A 17,166-nucleotide genomic window follows, 5' to 3' on the forward strand; every position below is an offset into this window, starting at 1 on the left:
GTATGAAACATTCCTTTAATTGTTTAAGTTATGAATTACTGCTTTATGTGCTCATTTGTATTCCATTCTGTTCTTGTTCTCAAAAAGATACAGATGTGATTTCTCCTAATGGGAAGATATGTCTTTCTGTTGAAATAAAGGAAGATACTGAAAAAGACGGTTTTGGCAAAGTCTTTTTTAATGTCGACTATAAAGATGGTAAAACTTCCAGAAGGGTTCTATCTGATACCCGAATTGGCTTGGAAACTCAGCTTATGTCATTTACCGATAACATCAGGTTGAAATCTGTTTCCGGTACTAAACTAATTGAAGATGATTATGTGATGCTTACCGGTAAAAGAAGTCATTGTCAGAATAGAGGAAATGAAAGGATATTTCGGTTTGAGAATGAGAAGGCAGAAACCTTAGATGTCGTTTTCAGGGCTTACGATGACGGGATTGTATTTCGATATAGCTTACCATCTGTTCAAGATAAGGATAGTCTGACATCTGAACATACAGCTTACTATATTCCGGAAGGAACGAAAAGATGGATACAGAATTATTCTGTTGGTTATGAAGGTTTCTATCCATTGAAAACCAGAGCAGAAAGAGGCAAAGATAATATGTGGGGCTATCCATTACTTTTGGAACCAGCCGATTCATTGTTTGTGTTGATAACTGAGGCCAATATACTTCGTGGACATAGTGGTTCCAGATTGTATAATGGAAATGATATGAATCAATATCAAGTGCGGATGACAGATGATAAATTAGCCTTGGGTGATTCATTCACATCGCCATGGAGAGTTCTTATGATAGGTTCTTTGTCTGATGTTGTAGAATCTACTTTAGTGACAGATGTCTCTGAACCTAACAAAATTTCTGATACAAGTTGGATTATGCCGGGCTCTGCATCATGGGTATACTGGGCGCATAATCATGGTTCCAAAAATTTCAAGATTGTAAAAGACTACATTGACTTGGCTGTTGATATGAAGTGGCCATATAGTCTGATAGATGCGGAATGGAATGAAATGTCAAACGGTGGAGATATTGAAGATTTGATAACCTATTCTCTTAGTCGAAATATAAAGCCTATGATTTGGTATAATTCGTCAACTGCTTGGATGGGGCCGGGTCCTCTTTACCGCTTGAATAGTAAGGAAAACAGAATAAAGGAATATACTTGGCTTCAAAAGTCAGGTGTAGTAGGGGTTAAGATTGATTTTTTTCCTGATGATTATTCATCTAATATGGATTATTATATCGATTTGCTGGAGGATGCAGCTAAATATAGATTAATGGTCAATTTTCATGGAGCTACTATTCCTCGTGGATGGCAAAGGACTTATCCTCATCTGATGACTATGGAAGCCGTTTATGGGGCAGAGTGGTATAACAATAAGCCAATACTTACAGATCGTGCTGCTGAACATAATGTAACATTGCCATTTACCAGAAATGTCATTGGCTCAATGGATTATACACCTGGTACATTCTCTGATTCCCAACATCCTCATATCACTACTTGTGGGCATGAACTAGCTTTGTCTGTTGTGTTTGAGTCAGCATTGCAGCATATGCCTGATAGGCCGGAGGTGTACAGTTCATTACCTCGAAAAGTAAGAGAATTCCTTTCGGGATTACCTACTGCTTGGGATGATACAAAACTGTTGTGTGGCTATCCGGGTACTGACATCGTACTGGCACGACGTAAGGGAGATGTATGGTATATTGGAGGATTGAACGGAACTAACGAGAATAAAACTCTTTCTTTTTCATTGGTTCCTCTGCAAGTTGAAGGAAAAACGATGGATGTATTTAAGGATGGGGTGGACGATAAGAGTTTTGCCATCGAAGAAGACATCCAGTTATCAAACGATAAAATGGATATGTCATGTCTTCCTCGTGGAGGATTTGTGGCAGTAATAAAGTAAGGATAATAAATGATATTGTTTTAAAAGTCGATATTGTTTTATTGTAAATCGTATTCATCCTATTTTTTTTCACTAAAAAAGCGCTACGTTTGCATTATATAATTCAATCGTAATATTTATGAAAGCAAAAAAATTACTATTACTATCCTTGTTATTTATAGCGGAGACTTTATCTGCTCAAAACTATCAGGTTCCTGTTTCGGAGCAAGATGAACCTATGATGCAAGGGAAATTCCAGCCTACTTGGGAATCATTGGCTAATTATAAAATACCGGAATGGTTTAGAAATGTAAAGTTTGGCATTTGGGCTCATTGGGGCCCCCAATGTGTGGAAGGATCTGGCGATTGGATGGCTCGTTCTTTGTATATGGAAAATTCGCCTGAATATCGACATCATATAGCGAACTACGGTCATCCTTCTGAATTTGGCTTTAAAGATATTATTCCGTTATGGAAGGCTGAAAAATGGGACCCCGATAAGTTGGTTGCATTTTATAAAAAAATAGGTGCTCAGTATTTTTTTGCTTTGGGTAACCATCATGATAATATGGACCTTTGGGATAGTAAGTATCAACCATGGAACTCGGTTAATATGGGGCCTAAAAAAGATATATTGAAAGGATGGGAAAGAGCAGCGCGTAAACATGGACTTTATTTTGGGGTCAGTCTGCATGCAGACCATGCCTGGAGTTGGTATGAGACTTCCCAAAGACACGATACTCAAGGTCCTAAAAAAGGTATTCCGTATGATGGGAAATTAACGAAAGCTGATGGAAAAGGAAAGTGGTGGGAAGGATATGATCCTCAGGACTTGTATGCTCAGAATCATCCGTTAAGTCAGGATAGTTGGGATAATGGTACAATTCATAGGCAATGGGCATGGGGAAATGGAGTTTGTTTACCAACACAGGAATATTGCACTAATTTCTATAATCGTACACTTGATGTAATAAACCGTTATAATCCGGATTTGTTGTATTTTGATGTAACTGTTGCACCTTTTTATCCTATAAGTGATGCAGGCTTAAAAATTGCGGCTCATTTTTATAATCATAATATGTCAATGCAAAAGGGTAAATTGAATGCCGTAATGTTTGGTAAGATTCTTGATGCAAATCAACGTAAAGCTTTGGTATGGGACGTAGAACGTGGAGCTCCTAATAAAATAATAGATGAACCTTGGCAGTCATGTTCGTGCCTTGGCGGGTGGCATTATAATACGTCTATTTATAATAATAATCAATATAAGTCGGCAGCTGACGTAGTGAAGCTGTTAGTTGATATTGTTAGTAAAAATGGTAACTTACTTCTGAGTGTCCCGTTGCGTGCAGATGGTACATTTGATGAAAAAGAAGAAAAGATATTGAATGAATTTGGTAATTGGATGAATATCAATAAGGAAGCAATCTATCAAACGCGTCCATGGAAAATATTTGGTGAGGGACCTATAGCGGATAAAGATGTTCAACTCAACGCCCAGGGGTTTAACGAATGGGCCTATAGTAAAGCTGATGCAAAGGAAATACGTTTTACACAAACAGATAAAAATTTGTATGCTACAGTTTTAGGATGGCCTGAAGATGGGAAAATCTTAATTAGGTCTTTAGCGGAAGGTAACGGGTTATATCCCACTAAAATAGGCAGAGTAGAGTTGCTTGGTTACGGAAAAGTATCTTTTACACGTACTGATAAGGGACTTGTTGTTGATATACCCGCTAAATCGTTGAAGAATATAGCCCCTGTCTTGAAAATTAGAAAATAAAAGTTATTACTATGTCGTCTATTCAGGGATACAAAATGAAAGAGTATAGCATGCCTACAAAGAGGTATTGCCAAACTTTAAGCCTTAAAAATAATCCGATTCTGATTGAAGAGTATCGTAAGATACATAGTGAAGAAAAGGCATGGCCGGAAATAAGGGCGGGGATACGTGCAGTAGGGATTCTGGAAATGGAAATTTATATATTGGGATCACAACTTTTTATGATTATAGAAACTCCACTGGACTTTGATTGGGAGATAGCTATGGATAAACTGTCTAATCTTCCGCGGCAGGCTGAGTGGGAAAAGTATGTGTCTAAATTTCAAGACTGTCCGTATTTGAGTTCTTCTGCTGAAAAATGGAAGTTGATGGAACGTATGTTTTATCTGTATGAAGATTAGTTGAGGATAACGTAATCGTTTACTACGTGTTGAGAAAAAAGGAATAGTGTGAAAGTTGCTATTCCTTTTTTTCTGCTTAAGAGTGATAAGAGGTGCGATATTCTTGGGGAGTAATACCTGTGATTTTTTTGAATAACCTGTTGAAGTATGAATAATCTTCAAAAGCAAGATTTAATGCAACATTTTTGATTGACATATCATCGGTTATTAGTATGAGTTGAGCTTTTTCTATTTTCTTGCGGTTAATGTATTTTAAGGGTGTATCTCCTGTCTCTTTTTTGAATAGACGAATAAAATGGTCTTTTGATAAACAGGAATTCTCGGCGAGTACTCCTAAATCAATAGTTTCATTTATATGTTTACGGATATAGTGAATGGCTTCTTCTATCCGATTGTCTTTCAATTCCATTTTTACTTGAGCTCTTTTTAAGAAACGTGCTAGCAATTGATATACGATACCTCTTGATTCTATCTTATCATACAAGGTTCGTTGTTTGTTTTTTAGCAGATTCTGCATAAGGGTGTAATTGTTATCGTAAGAAGTCGGGTCTGATTTCTGTAAGGTCATATGCGGATTTATAGTGCAGAGCCGCTGAAATAATGCCAAATCTATTTCGACAGCGGGGATTTCTATTGGAAAATCCCAATTGTCCAGTAAGTTGCTGTCTGACTGGTGTTCTTCATATATATGCAGATAATAGTGGGAAAAATAAGAGTTGCAGATATAGCTATGTTTGGTAAAAGCTGGAATAAAATACATGTGGTTAGCTTTTAGAATCTGAGTTTTACCCGATATTAAGACTTGTGCAGTACCTTCTGTCACATAATATAAACGTGTAAAAGGGCTATTGACATTTTTCCAGTTCCAATCGGCATTATGAATAGCCAAACCGATGTTCAAAACAAGCGGGTGTAATTTATCAACAAATGAAGCCATAGCATATAGGGTTTATTAATGTGAAGATAAAGATATATAAAAAATAAATATAACTCTTTTGATGTCGATAATTTTAAATAATATATCGATATTGTTTTATAATAAATCCTGCTATAGTCGTTCATGTCGATATTGTATTACTCTAAATCGTATTAGTCCTACAATGTGGACTGCCGAGTTGTTACATTTGCGGTATATAATCTAATAGGAATATTTATGAAAAGTATGAGAAAAAACACATGGCTTCCTCTTATTGGACTCCGAACTTTTCTTTTTGTGACCACAGCGTTTACAATTGTTTCATGCAGCGATGACAAAGGAGAAGACGGGTATAACCCTAATCTTCCGGTCAGAATTAGCGAATTGTCTCCCCAGGAAGGCGGATACTTTGATAAAGTAATCCTCCAGGGTGAAAACTTTGGCAACAACCCTAAAAAGGTACGTGTATTCTTTAATAAAAAAGAAGCGATTGTTGTAGGAGCATCCGGCGATCGGGTGCTGGTTCATGTCCCGAAACTCCCGGGCGATGATTGTAAGATAGGTATGCTTTTAAACGGTAACACCACCGATACTATTTTCGCAGAAAAGCATTTCGCCTATGAAAAGAATTATCAGTTGATATATGTAGCCGGACAGCTCAACTCCAATACAGAAACATTTGTAGAAGGAAGCTTGGAAACCACAACATTTGCCAATAGTATGCAGCATCTAGCGTGCGATCCCAGTGGCGTCATATATATGAACCATAAAAATACAGGTCAAAGTGGCAGTCTTATTTACATTAATGAACCTGAGAACTACTCTAAGTTTTTGGATTATGGAGCATCTACTGAAAACGGAGGCTCGCCTAGCACTCCGTATTATGATGACAAAACAGAGAAGGTTTACTTCTGTGCGCACCATGCTCCATTTTTTTGGGAAGTTGATCCTAAGGATTCATGGTCTTTTGTGAAAAGGAAGTTGATTGCCCCCGACGCCAGTTACCAGGCAAAAGGATATCGTCCCGTACCAAGCGGTCAGAAGTTGGAGTATATGTGTTCCTATGCTCGTGCAACAGATGCTAATGGCGAAAGTTTTATCTATTGCCGGACGTGGCAAGGTCAATTCTTCCGTTTCAAACTTGAAGATCGTGTCTACGATTATGTCACCACTTTTGCCAAATCAGATGCATGTCTGGCTACAGACCCCGACGACCCGACCAAGATTTACTGTGCCTTGAATGAATACAACAAAATAACCTGCATTGATTTGACAAAGAATCCGGAAGACAGCGGCTTTGAGACAGATGTCTGCGGCATACAGGGACCAGGAGCATATCAAGATGGACACGTTTCTGTGGCAAGATTGAACAATCCTCAACAGATTTTGTCAATGCACGACCCTGAAACCGGAGAAAAGGTGATATACATCTGTGATGCCAACAATAACTGTGTACGTATGTACAATATGGAGACAAAATTGATGAGTACCGTAGCAGGAATAGGCGGGAAATCCGGATATGCTGCCGGAAATCCTACAGTTTCAAGAATGAACAGACCTTATGGTATCTGTATAACTCCCGAAAATGACATTTACGTTGCAGATGCAGGCAATAAAGTAATAATGAAACTGGCATTTATGTAATGATGAGTAGTAATCGTTTAAAGAAGAAAAAAATGAAAGCTTATATAACAAATAGAATATATCTTATGCTGTTTTTCTGCTCCATTACCATAATGGCACAAGCACAGCAAAAGTTTGAGATATCCGGTATAGTCCAAGATGAAACAGGACAGCCTGTCCCGGGAGTCAGCGTATATGTAAAAGATAAAACAGGCATAGGTACGAACACCGATATGGATGGAAAATTTGTTTTGAAAGTCGATCGTGGAGATAAAGTGCAGTTCAGTTTTATAGGATATACCAGACACGAGTATCTAGCATTAAAAACTGAAAAAAAACTGGTTATCCAATTAGTACCGGATGTAAGTGCACTTGATGAAGTGGTAGTAGAAGCTTATGGAAGCAAGACTCGTAAAATAACAACGACAGGTGCTGTCACTTCCGTAGACGTAGCGACATTACAGACTCCTGCCACCAGTCTGGCTAATATGCTGGGAGGACGAGTTGCCGGTATCATCTCGACACAAGGCAGTGGCGAACCGGGTAAAAATATCTCAGATTTCTGGATACGCGGTATCGGAACATTTGGAGCAAACGCATCAGCACTTGTCCTCATTGACGGTCTGGAAGGTAGCCTGAATGATGTAGACCCGGCTGATATTGAAAGTTTTTCCGTATTAAAAGATGCTTCGGCAACAGCCATGTATGGAGTGCGGGGGGCAAATGGTGTAGTACTTGTTACCACCAAAAGAGGAAAACAAGAAAAGTTAAGCTTTACTGCACGTGCAAATGCTACTATATCATGGCTAAAGCGCCTACCGGAATATTGCGACGGATATAACTATGCAAAATTGGCGAATGAAGCACTCGTTGTACGTGGCGATGACCCTAAATATACGAATCAGGAACTGGATATCATTAAATACGGCCTGGATACGGATTTATATCCGGATGTCAATTGGCAAGATGAAGTTCTCAAAAGGTCTTATTGGCAACAAACCTATTATTTGAGTGCCCGGGGCGGTGGTAGTATAGCACGATACTTTATCAGCTTAAATGGTTCTAACGAGACTTCTGCTTACCAACAGGATAAATCCAGTAAGTATTTTAAAGGTTTGGCATATAATACCTTCGGGCTACGTGCTAATATTGATATAGATTTAACTAAAACTACCAAATTATATTTTGGTGTCAATGCCAATAAGACAATCAGAAACCTGCCGGGTGCCGCAGATACTAATCTGATCTGGTCTGCTTGCAGCAAACTGACTCCGGTTACCATACCAGTGGTTTACTCTAACGGAATGCTTCCTTCAGCCAATGGAGTGACAGATGAAATGTCCCCTTATGTACTTCTGAACCACACAGGATTGAAACAAGAAGAAGAATTCACTTCTACTTATACATTAAGTTTAGATCAGGACCTGGGTATGCTGATTAAAGGATTGAAGCTGAATATACAAGGAGCCTATACCAACGACAACGCTTTTCATGAAACACGCTACATCATCCCCGAACTGTGGTCATATGATAAGCGTAATGCAACTGGAGAACTCGCAGGAAAACGCCAGACCGAACGCATAACGACGCAGTACAGTAAATGGGAAATGCAATACCGCAAATACTTCCTTCAGGCTACCATGAACTGGGCACATGATTTAGGACACGGACACACGCTTACGGCACTGGCGCATTATGAAATGAGTGATCAAAAGCGGTCAACTGATGCCAATGACACGATGTCGGCTATTCCAGTTCGTTATCAAGGACTTTCCGCTAAAGTCGGCTACAATTATAATGATACATATATAGTCGACGGCAACTTCGGTTATACAGGTTCCGAGAATTTCCAGCCAGGACGCCAGTTCGGATTCTTTCCATCCATATCTGGTGCATGGGTACCGAGTAGTTATCAATGGACAAAAGATAAAATGCCATGGTTGAACTATTTTAAAATCCGCGCTTCATACGGTTTAGTTGGTAACGACCGTATCACCGACAAGCGTTTTCCATATCTGACCAGCATAAATGTAAATGGTTCCGCTACCACAAACTGGAAGTATACCAAGGGAGGTATTTGGGAAAACTCGATCGGGGCAGATAATCTGGAATGGGAAAAAGCAAAGAAGTTTGACGTCGGTCTGGAAGGTAAATTATTCGATAAATTTGAGTTTGTAATAGACTTCTTCCGGGATACTCGCGACGGAATTTTCCAAGAACGCAAACAAGTTCCTGATTTTGTAGGACTCGTAAATATGCCATTCGGTAATGTGGGCAGTATGGTAAGCTGGGGTAGCGACGGCAATATCACCTTCAACCAACGCATCAATAAAGACATGGAATTCACGCTTCGTGCTAATTTCACATACTCTACCAATAAGGTGAACTACTATGAGGAAGGAGATACTAAGTATGAATATACATCAGCAACAGGACGCCCTAATGGTTACATGAAAGGTTATATCGCTTTAGGACTTTTCAAGGACCAAGAAGAGATTAACAATAGCCCGAAACAAGATTTCGGAAGTTACCTGCCGGGAGATATCAAATATAAGGATGTAAACGGTGACGGTGTTGTTAACAGTGACGACCAGGTGCCAGTCAGCTATCAGGATTACCCGCGTCTGATGTATGGTTTCGGAGGAGAATTTCGATGGAAAAAGCTGACATTGGGCGTACGTTTCAGTGGAATAGGTAACACAGACTATTACAAAATATGGACATGGGGAAGCAATAATGTGGGATATATTCCTTTCTATGATGGTAAACTGGGCAATGTACTCACTATTGCAGCCAATCCTGCCAACCGTTGGATTCCGGCCGATTATGACGATCCCAGCATACCAGCCAGTATGAGAGAAAATTCCAATGCCATGTTCCCGCGGCTAAGTTACGGTAGCAATCAGAATAATGCGCAGGCATCTACATTCTGGAAAGGCAATCGCAAATATTTACGGCTCGATGAAATCAGCCTGAACTATAACTGGAACTGTAATTTATTAAAAAGTATTGGAATAAATTCGATCGATCTCGCTGTAGTAGCAAACGATTTGCACACTTGGGACAGCGTTAAATTATTTGATCCGGAACTCGCCACAAGTAATGGACGTGCTTATCCGATTCCGGGCCGCGTTAGTTTCCAGGCAATCGTTCATTTCTAAACATGATCATTAAATAACAAAATTATGAAAAAGTATATATCACACCGATCAATAAACCTATTCATCGTATTTCTTGGGATACTTACGACCGGAGGATTCACCTCATGCAATTTTTTAAGAGTCGACGACTATTTTGACGATACAATGAAGTTTGACAGTATCTTTACTAAATACGAGTACCTGGTACAATATATGTGGGGAACATCAGATCAGTTCCCCGACGAGAGCCGCATCCTTACCGATCCGGTCACTCCCGGTCCGATGGCTACGGATGAAGCTTTCTCAAGTCAGAATCCGGAGCATGGCCTTCGTGGACTCTCCTACATTCTGGGAACTATTAATGCCGATAACATCGGTAACTATAGCATGAATATATGGTCGTCCATGTATAAAGTGATCCGTAAATGTAACTACATACTGGCACGCAAAGGAGAGGCCCACATGAATACAATACAAGATGAGGAAATCACTGGCTACACCCACATGATGCGTGGTTATGCTTATTACAATCTGATCCAGTCTTATGGTCCGTGCATTATACTCGGTGACGATATCTTACCTAATAATGAATTACCTGAAACTTACAATTACTCTCGTTCGACTTATGACGAATGTGTGGATTACTGTTGTAATGAACTGGAACTTGCTGCCAAATATATGCCTATAGACTTAAATCCGACTTTTTTTGGACGTCCTTCACGTGGTGCCGCTTTTGCGTTGATAGCTCGTCTGCGGTTGCAACAAGCAAGTCCGTTATATAATGGCGGACAGGCCGCACGCACAGCTTTCGGCAACTGGAAGCGGACAGTGGACGGAGCCAATTATGTGAATCTGAACTACGATGAAACACGCTGGGCAGTAGCAGCTGCAGCATGTAAACGTGTCATTGAGATGAACAAATACAAATTGCATACTTCTCCCATCGATCCAAGCATGCCTCCCCGAGCATTGCCGGCTTCCGTGACAATCACTGACCCCGATTTTCAGAATATCGACTATTATCGTTCCTATTCAGAAATGTTCACCGGAGAAACGATAGGCAGTAAAAATCCAGAATTTATCTGGGGGAGACAGTCGGATGCTATGGCAAACATGACACAATGCAGTTTCCCGACGGAAAAAGCAATGGGGGGGTGGAACAATCTCTGCGTTACTCAAAAACTGGTAGACGCTTATTATATGGTGGATGGACGAGATAAAAATGATGCAAGTAAAGAATATCCATATCATGTAGCAAACGGTACAGTGACCGATGATTACTTTTCCACTAGTGCAGAGGAGTTCTCCGGCTACACTATTCCAATGGGAGTATACGGTATGTATCTGAATCGAGAGAATCGTTTTTATGCTACAATAGGTTACTCCGGACGTTACTGGGCAGCACGTTCCAATACCCAAGAACAATATGGCCCTTATAGGGCATGGTATCATCAAATGGTAACTTCAGGACGCGATCTGTTTTCCGGGAAAAATTCCGCCATAACCAATCCTCTGGATTATCCGGCAACAGGATATGTGCTGACTAAATGGATTCATGCGGACGACGCATGGATAGGAACCGGAAGTATGCGAACTACCAAATATTTTCCCATCATCCGATATGCGGAAATATTATTAGGATATGTAGAAGCAATAAATCACCTGAGTAAAAGCTATACCGTCGAATTACCCGCAATCAATGGTGGAAATAATGCTCCGCAAAGCTATACAGTCGAACGTATTCCAACTGAAATACAAAAATATTTCAACCCGATACGAAATCGCGTCGGTCTGCCTGGATTATCCGATGCAGAAGCCGCATCAGACGAAACAACTTTGGACAACATCATCAAGAGAGAATATATGATTGAATTCGCTTGCGAAAACCGCAGATACTTTGATGTACGTCGATGGGGCATATATGAAGAGACTGAAAAAACAGGTGTTTATGGAATGCGTCTGGGAGGAGATAAATATACTTATTATCAGAATCCGATTCCTGTGAATCAGGTTAACAACCGGAATCGCGTGATAGATAAAAGACTGATCCTATTACCCTTGCCCAAAGCTGAAGTACGTCGTGTAGAAAATCTCGACCAAAACCCGGGCTGGGAGAATTAATAATTTACTTCGTATTAAAATATAAATAACCATGAAAACAAAATATATTTATATAGCTTTTCTGACAATCTTATGTGGGGGAAGCTTGGTGGCATGCTCCAATGGCGACGAGTTCTTCAAGGATGAACGCTACAAGAAGATGATCTATGCAATCAGCGACAATGAGCAAATATTTCACGCTGAATTTGAACTGAATAATGAAGAAGATATCATAGGCGTGCAGCCTTTCGCAGTAAGCGGCACTAATCCTATAGATCAGGATGTGCATCTGACCATAGAAAAAGATCCGGAGCTGTTGACGGAATATAACTATAATACCTACATGGATGAAACAGATAAATATGCCCGTGAGCTGAAGGACGGGGATTATTCACTTTTATCTTCTATCGTTGAAATAAAAGCAGGAGTGAACCCCAGCTATGAAGTGGGAAAATTACAAGTGAAAATAAAGACATCGATCATTGAAAAACTATCCGTTGACTCTGCTTACTTTCTTTCGTTCCGCATTAAAGAGGCAACACCTTACGAAATCAATGAAGAGAAAAGGAATGTATTATTCCGGATTTATAAAAAGAATCAGTATGCATCCCAAAAGACACCCACTTACTATGCCTCTTCCGGCTTTATGGATGATGTCGTAATGCCGTTCGACTCTAAAATTATCATGCCATTGGCATATAATAAGATACGCACTTACATTGCCGGACAAATTTACGATGCGAATGATACCAAAGAAACAATCAATAAAAATTCGATGGTAATCACTGTAGATGCCGATAACCAAGTGCTGATATCTGCTTTCGATTCTGAGAATGGATTAAAAGTTGAAATGTTATCTCCAAGTTCTGATCCCAATGATGGCTCATATGGATATCGGAACTATTATAATCCAGAAGAAAAGCAATTCTACTTATATTATCGTTTTGATAATGGTGAAGGCTGGAAGGTTGTGCGTGAAACTTTAAGAGCCGAATCTATCATAAGTAAATAGTGATTGGCGACTATGGATATTTTTTCATTATGCGAAAAGAAACAGACGAATATTGCTGTGTTTTAATAAAAATACACTATCTTGCGATATTGTTTAACCTTAAAATGAGATAGTCATGAACACAAAATTATTCGGTTTGTTTATCGCATTGTTGGTATGCCTGCCTTTGCTTGCCCAGCAAAAGCCTGTAGAGAAGGTAGATAGTGATGGAGTTTATCTGATGCCCGATCAAATGCCGGAGTTTCCGGGCGGGATACAGGCGATGATGAAGTTTTTGACTACAAATATCAAGTATCCTGTAGAAGCACAGAAGAAAGGCGTTTCTGGTCGTGTGATCGTACAGTTCGTCATTATGGAAGACGGAACATTGGATCAGGCTAAAGTTGTAAGAGGAGTCGATCCCTTGCTGGACGAAGAAGCCTTGCGTGTAGTGAAGTTAATGCCTAAATGGAAACCGGGAATGGATAGAGGCGAGGCAGTGAAAGTACGTTTTACTGCTCCGATAATGTTTAATCTGTCCAGATCGGAGGCACAGAGACCTACTTTTCCCGAACTTGTAGTACCTATCGGACAAGAAGTGGAAAACAGGTCTTTGCAAGGAGTATGGCAGAGTTGCGTTGTGCAACCGGGCGAACATGGATATAAAATTCTGTTATTGCCTGTTTTAAAGATCGTATCGCCTGATCAGACATTCATGAATATAATGACAGCCGGTATGAACGGCAGGTCAAATGCCATCATCTATTGTCAGGGAGAGTACAGTTTGCCGTCGGATGGCACTTACGTGGAGATGGTGGAAAAATCGGTTGATCCGGTTTTCATACAAGGAGTAAAGAATGAAATCAGTGTGGAACGATTGCATGATAATCTGATTAAGTTGTCTTTTACGGTTCCGGGACAGGGAAGAAAAGTGACGGAATATTGGTTCCGGGCCCCTTCGCCGGATGTGAAGATAATGGCTGATTGATATAATAATATTATTTTAGGCACGGATTTCACAGATTACACGGTCTTAATGAATAAAAGCCGTGTTCATCTGTGAAATCCGTGCCTAAAAAGTTCTCTGTACTTTCTTATCTTCGACTCAGCTTATCATTAATTCTTAAAGAATCCGTTTTCTTCCCATTTGCCCGCTTCCTGTGGCTGTGCTGATGTGGCGCTTACATCGATAGGCAGCCATACTTCCATGTCACCCTCGCCCCGATGTGCCCAGGCATAATAGGGTATCAATGTGAGTTCTACGTCTTTAGTTACCAGTTTTCCAGCTTTGTCATAACTTAATGCCTGCGCATCGGTCGTTATCTGACGGATGCCGTAAAGTAACTCCGGCTTGTCTGTTACCTTGAATTGCGGATGCTGGTTGAGAAGTATGTTGTGGACGTTGAATCTGTTGTCCGGCCATTCTGCGCAATAAACGATGGGGCCGCGTTCAACGGCAACACGTCCGTGATCGGCTTCTACTTTTGGATTTGCCTTTACTATTCGGGGGATCATGTCGAAATGTACTTCTACCACATCTCCCTTTTTCCATTTACGGGCGATGCTGAGGTAGCCATCATTGACATCGCTTTCTACTGTCTGTCCGTTTACGGATATTTGGTAGGCAGGTTTCTGATTGTCAGCGTAAGAATACAGGTCACCGGGAAGTACATTGCCACGTACCCAGCCAGGGATACGGAGTTTCATGGTGAAGTCCTGATTGCCCTGCGTTATTTTCAGGCGGATGTCCCCATTCCAGGGATAGCCGGTCTCTTGTTCCAGCAGAATCTTTTTCTTGTCTACCTTTAGCTCGGCTTTGTTGGAAAGATAAAGGTTCACGTATACCTGATCGTTCTTCACGGCATACACATATCCCGGTAATGACGGAATGAAACGGCTGACGTTTGAAGGGCAGCAGGCGCAGCCGAACCAAGGTTTGCGGCTATATTTTCCGTTAGAAGACAGCGGGTTGGGGTAGAAGAAAGAACCTCCGTCCAGTGATACACCCGATATCAGACCGTTGTATAGTGTGCGTTCCAGGACATCGAAATATTTGGCGTCTCCGTGCAGCAGGAAAAGACGGTAGTTCATGTATACATTGCCGATAGCGGCGCAGGTTTCACAATAAGCGGACAGGTTAGGCAGCTCGTAGTTGTTGCCGAATGCTTCGCCTGCATGGCGTGCACCGATACCTCCGGTTATATAAATCTTTTTAGAAACGATGTTGTCCCAAATCTTGTCTATCGCTTTGATGTAGCTGCTGTCTCCGGTGATGGCTGCCACATCTGCCATGCCGGAATACATATATACGGCACGTACGGCATGTCCTACGGCTTCATCCTGTTCTACCACAGGTTTGTGTGCCTGACTATAGGCGTCTTTTCGGCTGGTATATCCACGGGTATCCAGGAAGGACTTTGCCTGATCAAGATACTTTTTGTCTCCCGTCGCCATGTATAGTTTGACTAAAGCCATTTCGGCTATCTGATGCCCCGGTACGTATTTCTTCTGTTGAGGGCCGTTGCCGATTTCGCGGCAGACACAGTCGGCATATTTAATGGCGATATCGAGGAAGTTTCGTTTTCCGGTAGCCTGATAATGCGCTACAGCTCCTTCTATCATGTGCCCCAGATTGTAGAACTCATGACTCAGGTTCTCTACCGCTACCCAACGCTCTTTTCCTGCCCAGTTGTGCGGGTGCTTCGGGTTCATGGTGCGGGCTGTATAAAGGTAACCGTCCGGTTCCTGTGCTCCGGCAACGATGACGAGTACGCTGTCAATGTACTTTTGCAGTTTCTTGTCCGGATAGGTTTGCAGAGAGTAACTGGCTCCTTCTATTGTTTTGTATACGTCGGTATCGTCGAAAGAGAAGCCCTCTACTTTGTAGGTATCGCTGGGATGTGCTGCCTTTACAAAGTTTTCGTAACGTCCCGTCTCTTCACATTTGCTGAATGCCAGAGGGATGGTTACTTCACGGCTTGCTTGAAGGCGCTGTCCCCAAAAGTTGTCCGTCACTTTAACGGAAGTAAAGGGGACAGGGTCTATAGGATACCCATGATTTATTTGCGCGCTGCCTGTTATGCAGATGCAGGTCAGGAATGTCACAGTCAGAACGTTTTTCACCTTGGTATTATTTTAATATGAATCTCTGTTGCGGTGTTATGGTGTCGGGATTACCTGTTTGATTGTTCCGTCCGGATTGAATTCCATCCGGTCAATACATACTTCGCGGTGCCAGCCCGGTCCGTCATTCAGATGGTTCTTGTTGATACGGTGGTATACGATATACCATTTGTCTTTTCCCGGTAATTGCAGGATAGAGTTGTGGGCAGGTCCGTAGATCTCGTCTTTTGGATTTTGAATGAGTACTATCGGTTCTTTGGCTACTTCAATCGGACCTAGCGGTGATTGGGCGGTACCATAAACTACGTGGTAGTTGGGTGAGCCGGTGTCGTCTACAGACCAGAAGAAGTAGTAAACTCCTTTTCTATAAATAACGTAAGGAGCTTCACGGTATGCGTAAGTCTGCAAAGTCCCTCCTTTGGGAGTTAATACTACCGTTGTCTCTTCTTTGATGGACAGCATGTCGTCGTTGAGCTCGGCTCCCGCCATGTAGCCGTTCCCCCAATAGAGGTAACTTTTGCCGGATACGGGGTCGGTGAATACATCCACATCAATCTGCTGTCCCCGCCCTGTGGGAGAAGAAGTGATGATAGGTTTGCCCAAATCAGTGAAAGGTCCGGTCGGGGAGTCGGCTACGGCAACTCCTATCTGCTTGCCTTTGTTGGTCGTTGGGTTGGCACTGTAATAAAAGAAGTATTTATACTTCCCGTCTATCTTCTTTTCTTCGATGCAGGGAGCCCATGCGTTTCCGTTTGCCCAAGACACATTTTTGCCCATCTCCAGAATCACAGTCTCTTCTTTCCATGTCTTTAAATTCTTCGATGAAAAGACCTTAAAATAACTTCCGCCCCATCCCGGAAATCCGTCACTGGTGGGGTAAATATAATAGCGTTTTGTCTGATGAGAATACAGTACTTCCGGGTCGGCATGGAACCCCGGTAGAATAGGGTTACCGGATTTCTTGTTCTGTGCCGTTACTTGTACTGCTCCGATGAGTAATAAGTGGAATAGAAAGATTCTGGTAAATAAATGCTTCATGATATTTATAGTTAGATTTTTATTATATTATAAGTACGACAAAGATAGGGGATCCACCTAAATAAAAAGGTTACATATCTGTCAAAGGAGGGTAATTATCATTCATAATAGGGAAGATGATCTAAATTTGGACTTTAATGAACGGTATTCGGA

11 protein-coding genes are annotated in these 17,166 nt (G+C 41.2%); 8 read left to right on the forward strand and 3 right to left on the reverse strand.

Features of this window, described 5'->3' with window-relative positions:
* Nucleotides 1–2: 2 nt before the first annotated feature.
* From ACHLI0_RS16040 to ACHLI0_RS16050, 3 genes are all read left to right on the forward strand, one after another.
* The gene (locus tag ACHLI0_RS16040) at nucleotides 3–1,919 is read left to right on the forward strand and encodes a glycoside hydrolase family 97 protein (protein ID WP_490749660.1); all 1,917 of its coding nucleotides are present in this window, start codon (nucleotides 3–5) and stop codon (nucleotides 1,917–1,919) included.
* A gap of 118 nt (nucleotides 1,920–2,037) precedes the next feature.
* Nucleotides 2,038–3,681, forward strand: coding sequence for an alpha-L-fucosidase (locus ACHLI0_RS16045; RefSeq protein WP_008767035.1), 1,644 nt, complete (start codon nucleotides 2,038–2,040; stop codon nucleotides 3,679–3,681).
* Between the two features lie 11 nt (nucleotides 3,682–3,692).
* On the forward strand, nucleotides 3,693–4,082 hold the full coding sequence (locus ACHLI0_RS16050; RefSeq protein WP_008767034.1) for an L-rhamnose mutarotase: 390 nt from the start codon (nucleotides 3,693–3,695) through the stop codon (nucleotides 4,080–4,082).
* Between the two features lie 76 nt (nucleotides 4,083–4,158).
* Here the strand turns inward: ACHLI0_RS16050 and ACHLI0_RS16055 are convergent, their stop codons facing one another.
* The gene (locus ACHLI0_RS16055) at nucleotides 4,159–5,019 is read right to left on the reverse strand and encodes an AraC family transcriptional regulator (RefSeq protein WP_490749661.1); all 861 of its coding nucleotides are present in this window, start codon (nucleotides 5,017–5,019) and stop codon (nucleotides 4,159–4,161) included.
* Between the two features lie 216 nt (nucleotides 5,020–5,235).
* Here ACHLI0_RS16055 and ACHLI0_RS16060 point away from each other — a divergent pair, with 216 nt between their 5' ends.
* From ACHLI0_RS16060 to ACHLI0_RS16080, 5 genes are all read left to right on the forward strand, one after another.
* The gene (locus tag ACHLI0_RS16060; RefSeq protein ID WP_008767032.1) at nucleotides 5,236–6,642 is read left to right on the forward strand and encodes an IPT/TIG domain-containing protein; all 1,407 of its coding nucleotides are present in this window, start codon (nucleotides 5,236–5,238) and stop codon (nucleotides 6,640–6,642) included.
* 32 nt (nucleotides 6,643–6,674) lie between these two features.
* Nucleotides 6,675–9,782, forward strand: coding sequence for a SusC/RagA family TonB-linked outer membrane protein (locus ACHLI0_RS16065; protein WP_490749662.1), 3,108 nt, complete (start codon nucleotides 6,675–6,677; stop codon nucleotides 9,780–9,782).
* 24 nt (nucleotides 9,783–9,806) lie between these two features.
* Nucleotides 9,807–11,882 (forward strand): RagB/SusD family nutrient uptake outer membrane protein, encoded by a 2,076-nt coding sequence (locus tag ACHLI0_RS16070; RefSeq protein ID WP_490749663.1) that lies wholly within the window; start codon nucleotides 9,807–9,809, stop codon nucleotides 11,880–11,882.
* Between the two features lie 31 nt (nucleotides 11,883–11,913).
* The gene (locus tag ACHLI0_RS16075; protein WP_008767029.1) at nucleotides 11,914–12,873 is read left to right on the forward strand and encodes a BT_3044 domain-containing protein; all 960 of its coding nucleotides are present in this window, start codon (nucleotides 11,914–11,916) and stop codon (nucleotides 12,871–12,873) included.
* Nucleotides 12,874–12,988: 115 nt separating this feature from the next.
* Nucleotides 12,989–13,840 carry a TonB family protein gene (locus ACHLI0_RS16080; RefSeq protein ID WP_490749664.1) on the forward strand — a complete coding sequence of 284 codons (852 nt, stop codon included), beginning with the start codon at nucleotides 12,989–12,991 and terminating at the stop codon, nucleotides 13,838–13,840.
* Between the two features lie 128 nt (nucleotides 13,841–13,968).
* On the opposite strand, the gene ACHLI0_RS16085 is transcribed toward ACHLI0_RS16080, so the two are convergent.
* Nucleotides 13,969–15,975, reverse strand: a complete 2,007-nt coding sequence (locus tag ACHLI0_RS16085) for a glycoside hydrolase family 127 protein (protein WP_490749665.1) — start codon at nucleotides 15,973–15,975, stop codon at nucleotides 13,969–13,971.
* Between the two features lie 36 nt (nucleotides 15,976–16,011).
* Nucleotides 16,012–17,013 (reverse strand): family 43 glycosylhydrolase, encoded by a 1,002-nt coding sequence (locus ACHLI0_RS16090; RefSeq protein WP_490749666.1) that lies wholly within the window; start codon nucleotides 17,011–17,013, stop codon nucleotides 16,012–16,014.
* Nucleotides 17,014–17,166: the final 153 nt, after the last annotated feature.

This window comes from Bacteroides sp. RCH18 (genome assembly GCF_058231005.1).

Excerpts from the sequence above, each read along its gene's own strand:
- ACHLI0_RS16040 (WP_490749660.1), top strand. The coding sequence starts at position 3 with ATGAAACATTCCTTTAATTGTTTAAGTTATGAATTACTGCTTTATGTG.
- ACHLI0_RS16045 (WP_008767035.1), top strand. The coding sequence starts at position 2,038 with ATGAAAGCAAAAAAATTACTATTACTATCCTTGTTATTTATAGCGGAG.
- ACHLI0_RS16050 (WP_008767034.1), top strand. The coding sequence starts at position 3,693 with ATGTCGTCTATTCAGGGATACAAAATGAAAGAGTATAGCATGCCTACA.
- ACHLI0_RS16055 (WP_490749661.1), bottom strand. The coding sequence starts at position 5,019 with ATGGCTTCATTTGTTGATAAATTACACCCGCTTGTTTTGAACATCGGT.
- ACHLI0_RS16060 (WP_008767032.1), top strand. The coding sequence starts at position 5,236 with ATGAAAAGTATGAGAAAAAACACATGGCTTCCTCTTATTGGACTCCGA.
- ACHLI0_RS16065 (WP_490749662.1), top strand. The coding sequence starts at position 6,675 with ATGAAAGCTTATATAACAAATAGAATATATCTTATGCTGTTTTTCTGC.
- ACHLI0_RS16070 (WP_490749663.1), top strand. The coding sequence starts at position 9,807 with ATGAAAAAGTATATATCACACCGATCAATAAACCTATTCATCGTATTT.
- ACHLI0_RS16075 (WP_008767029.1), top strand. The coding sequence starts at position 11,914 with ATGAAAACAAAATATATTTATATAGCTTTTCTGACAATCTTATGTGGG.
- ACHLI0_RS16080 (WP_490749664.1), top strand. The coding sequence starts at position 12,989 with ATGAACACAAAATTATTCGGTTTGTTTATCGCATTGTTGGTATGCCTG.
- ACHLI0_RS16090 (WP_490749666.1), bottom strand. The coding sequence starts at position 17,013 with ATGAAGCATTTATTTACCAGAATCTTTCTATTCCACTTATTACTCATC.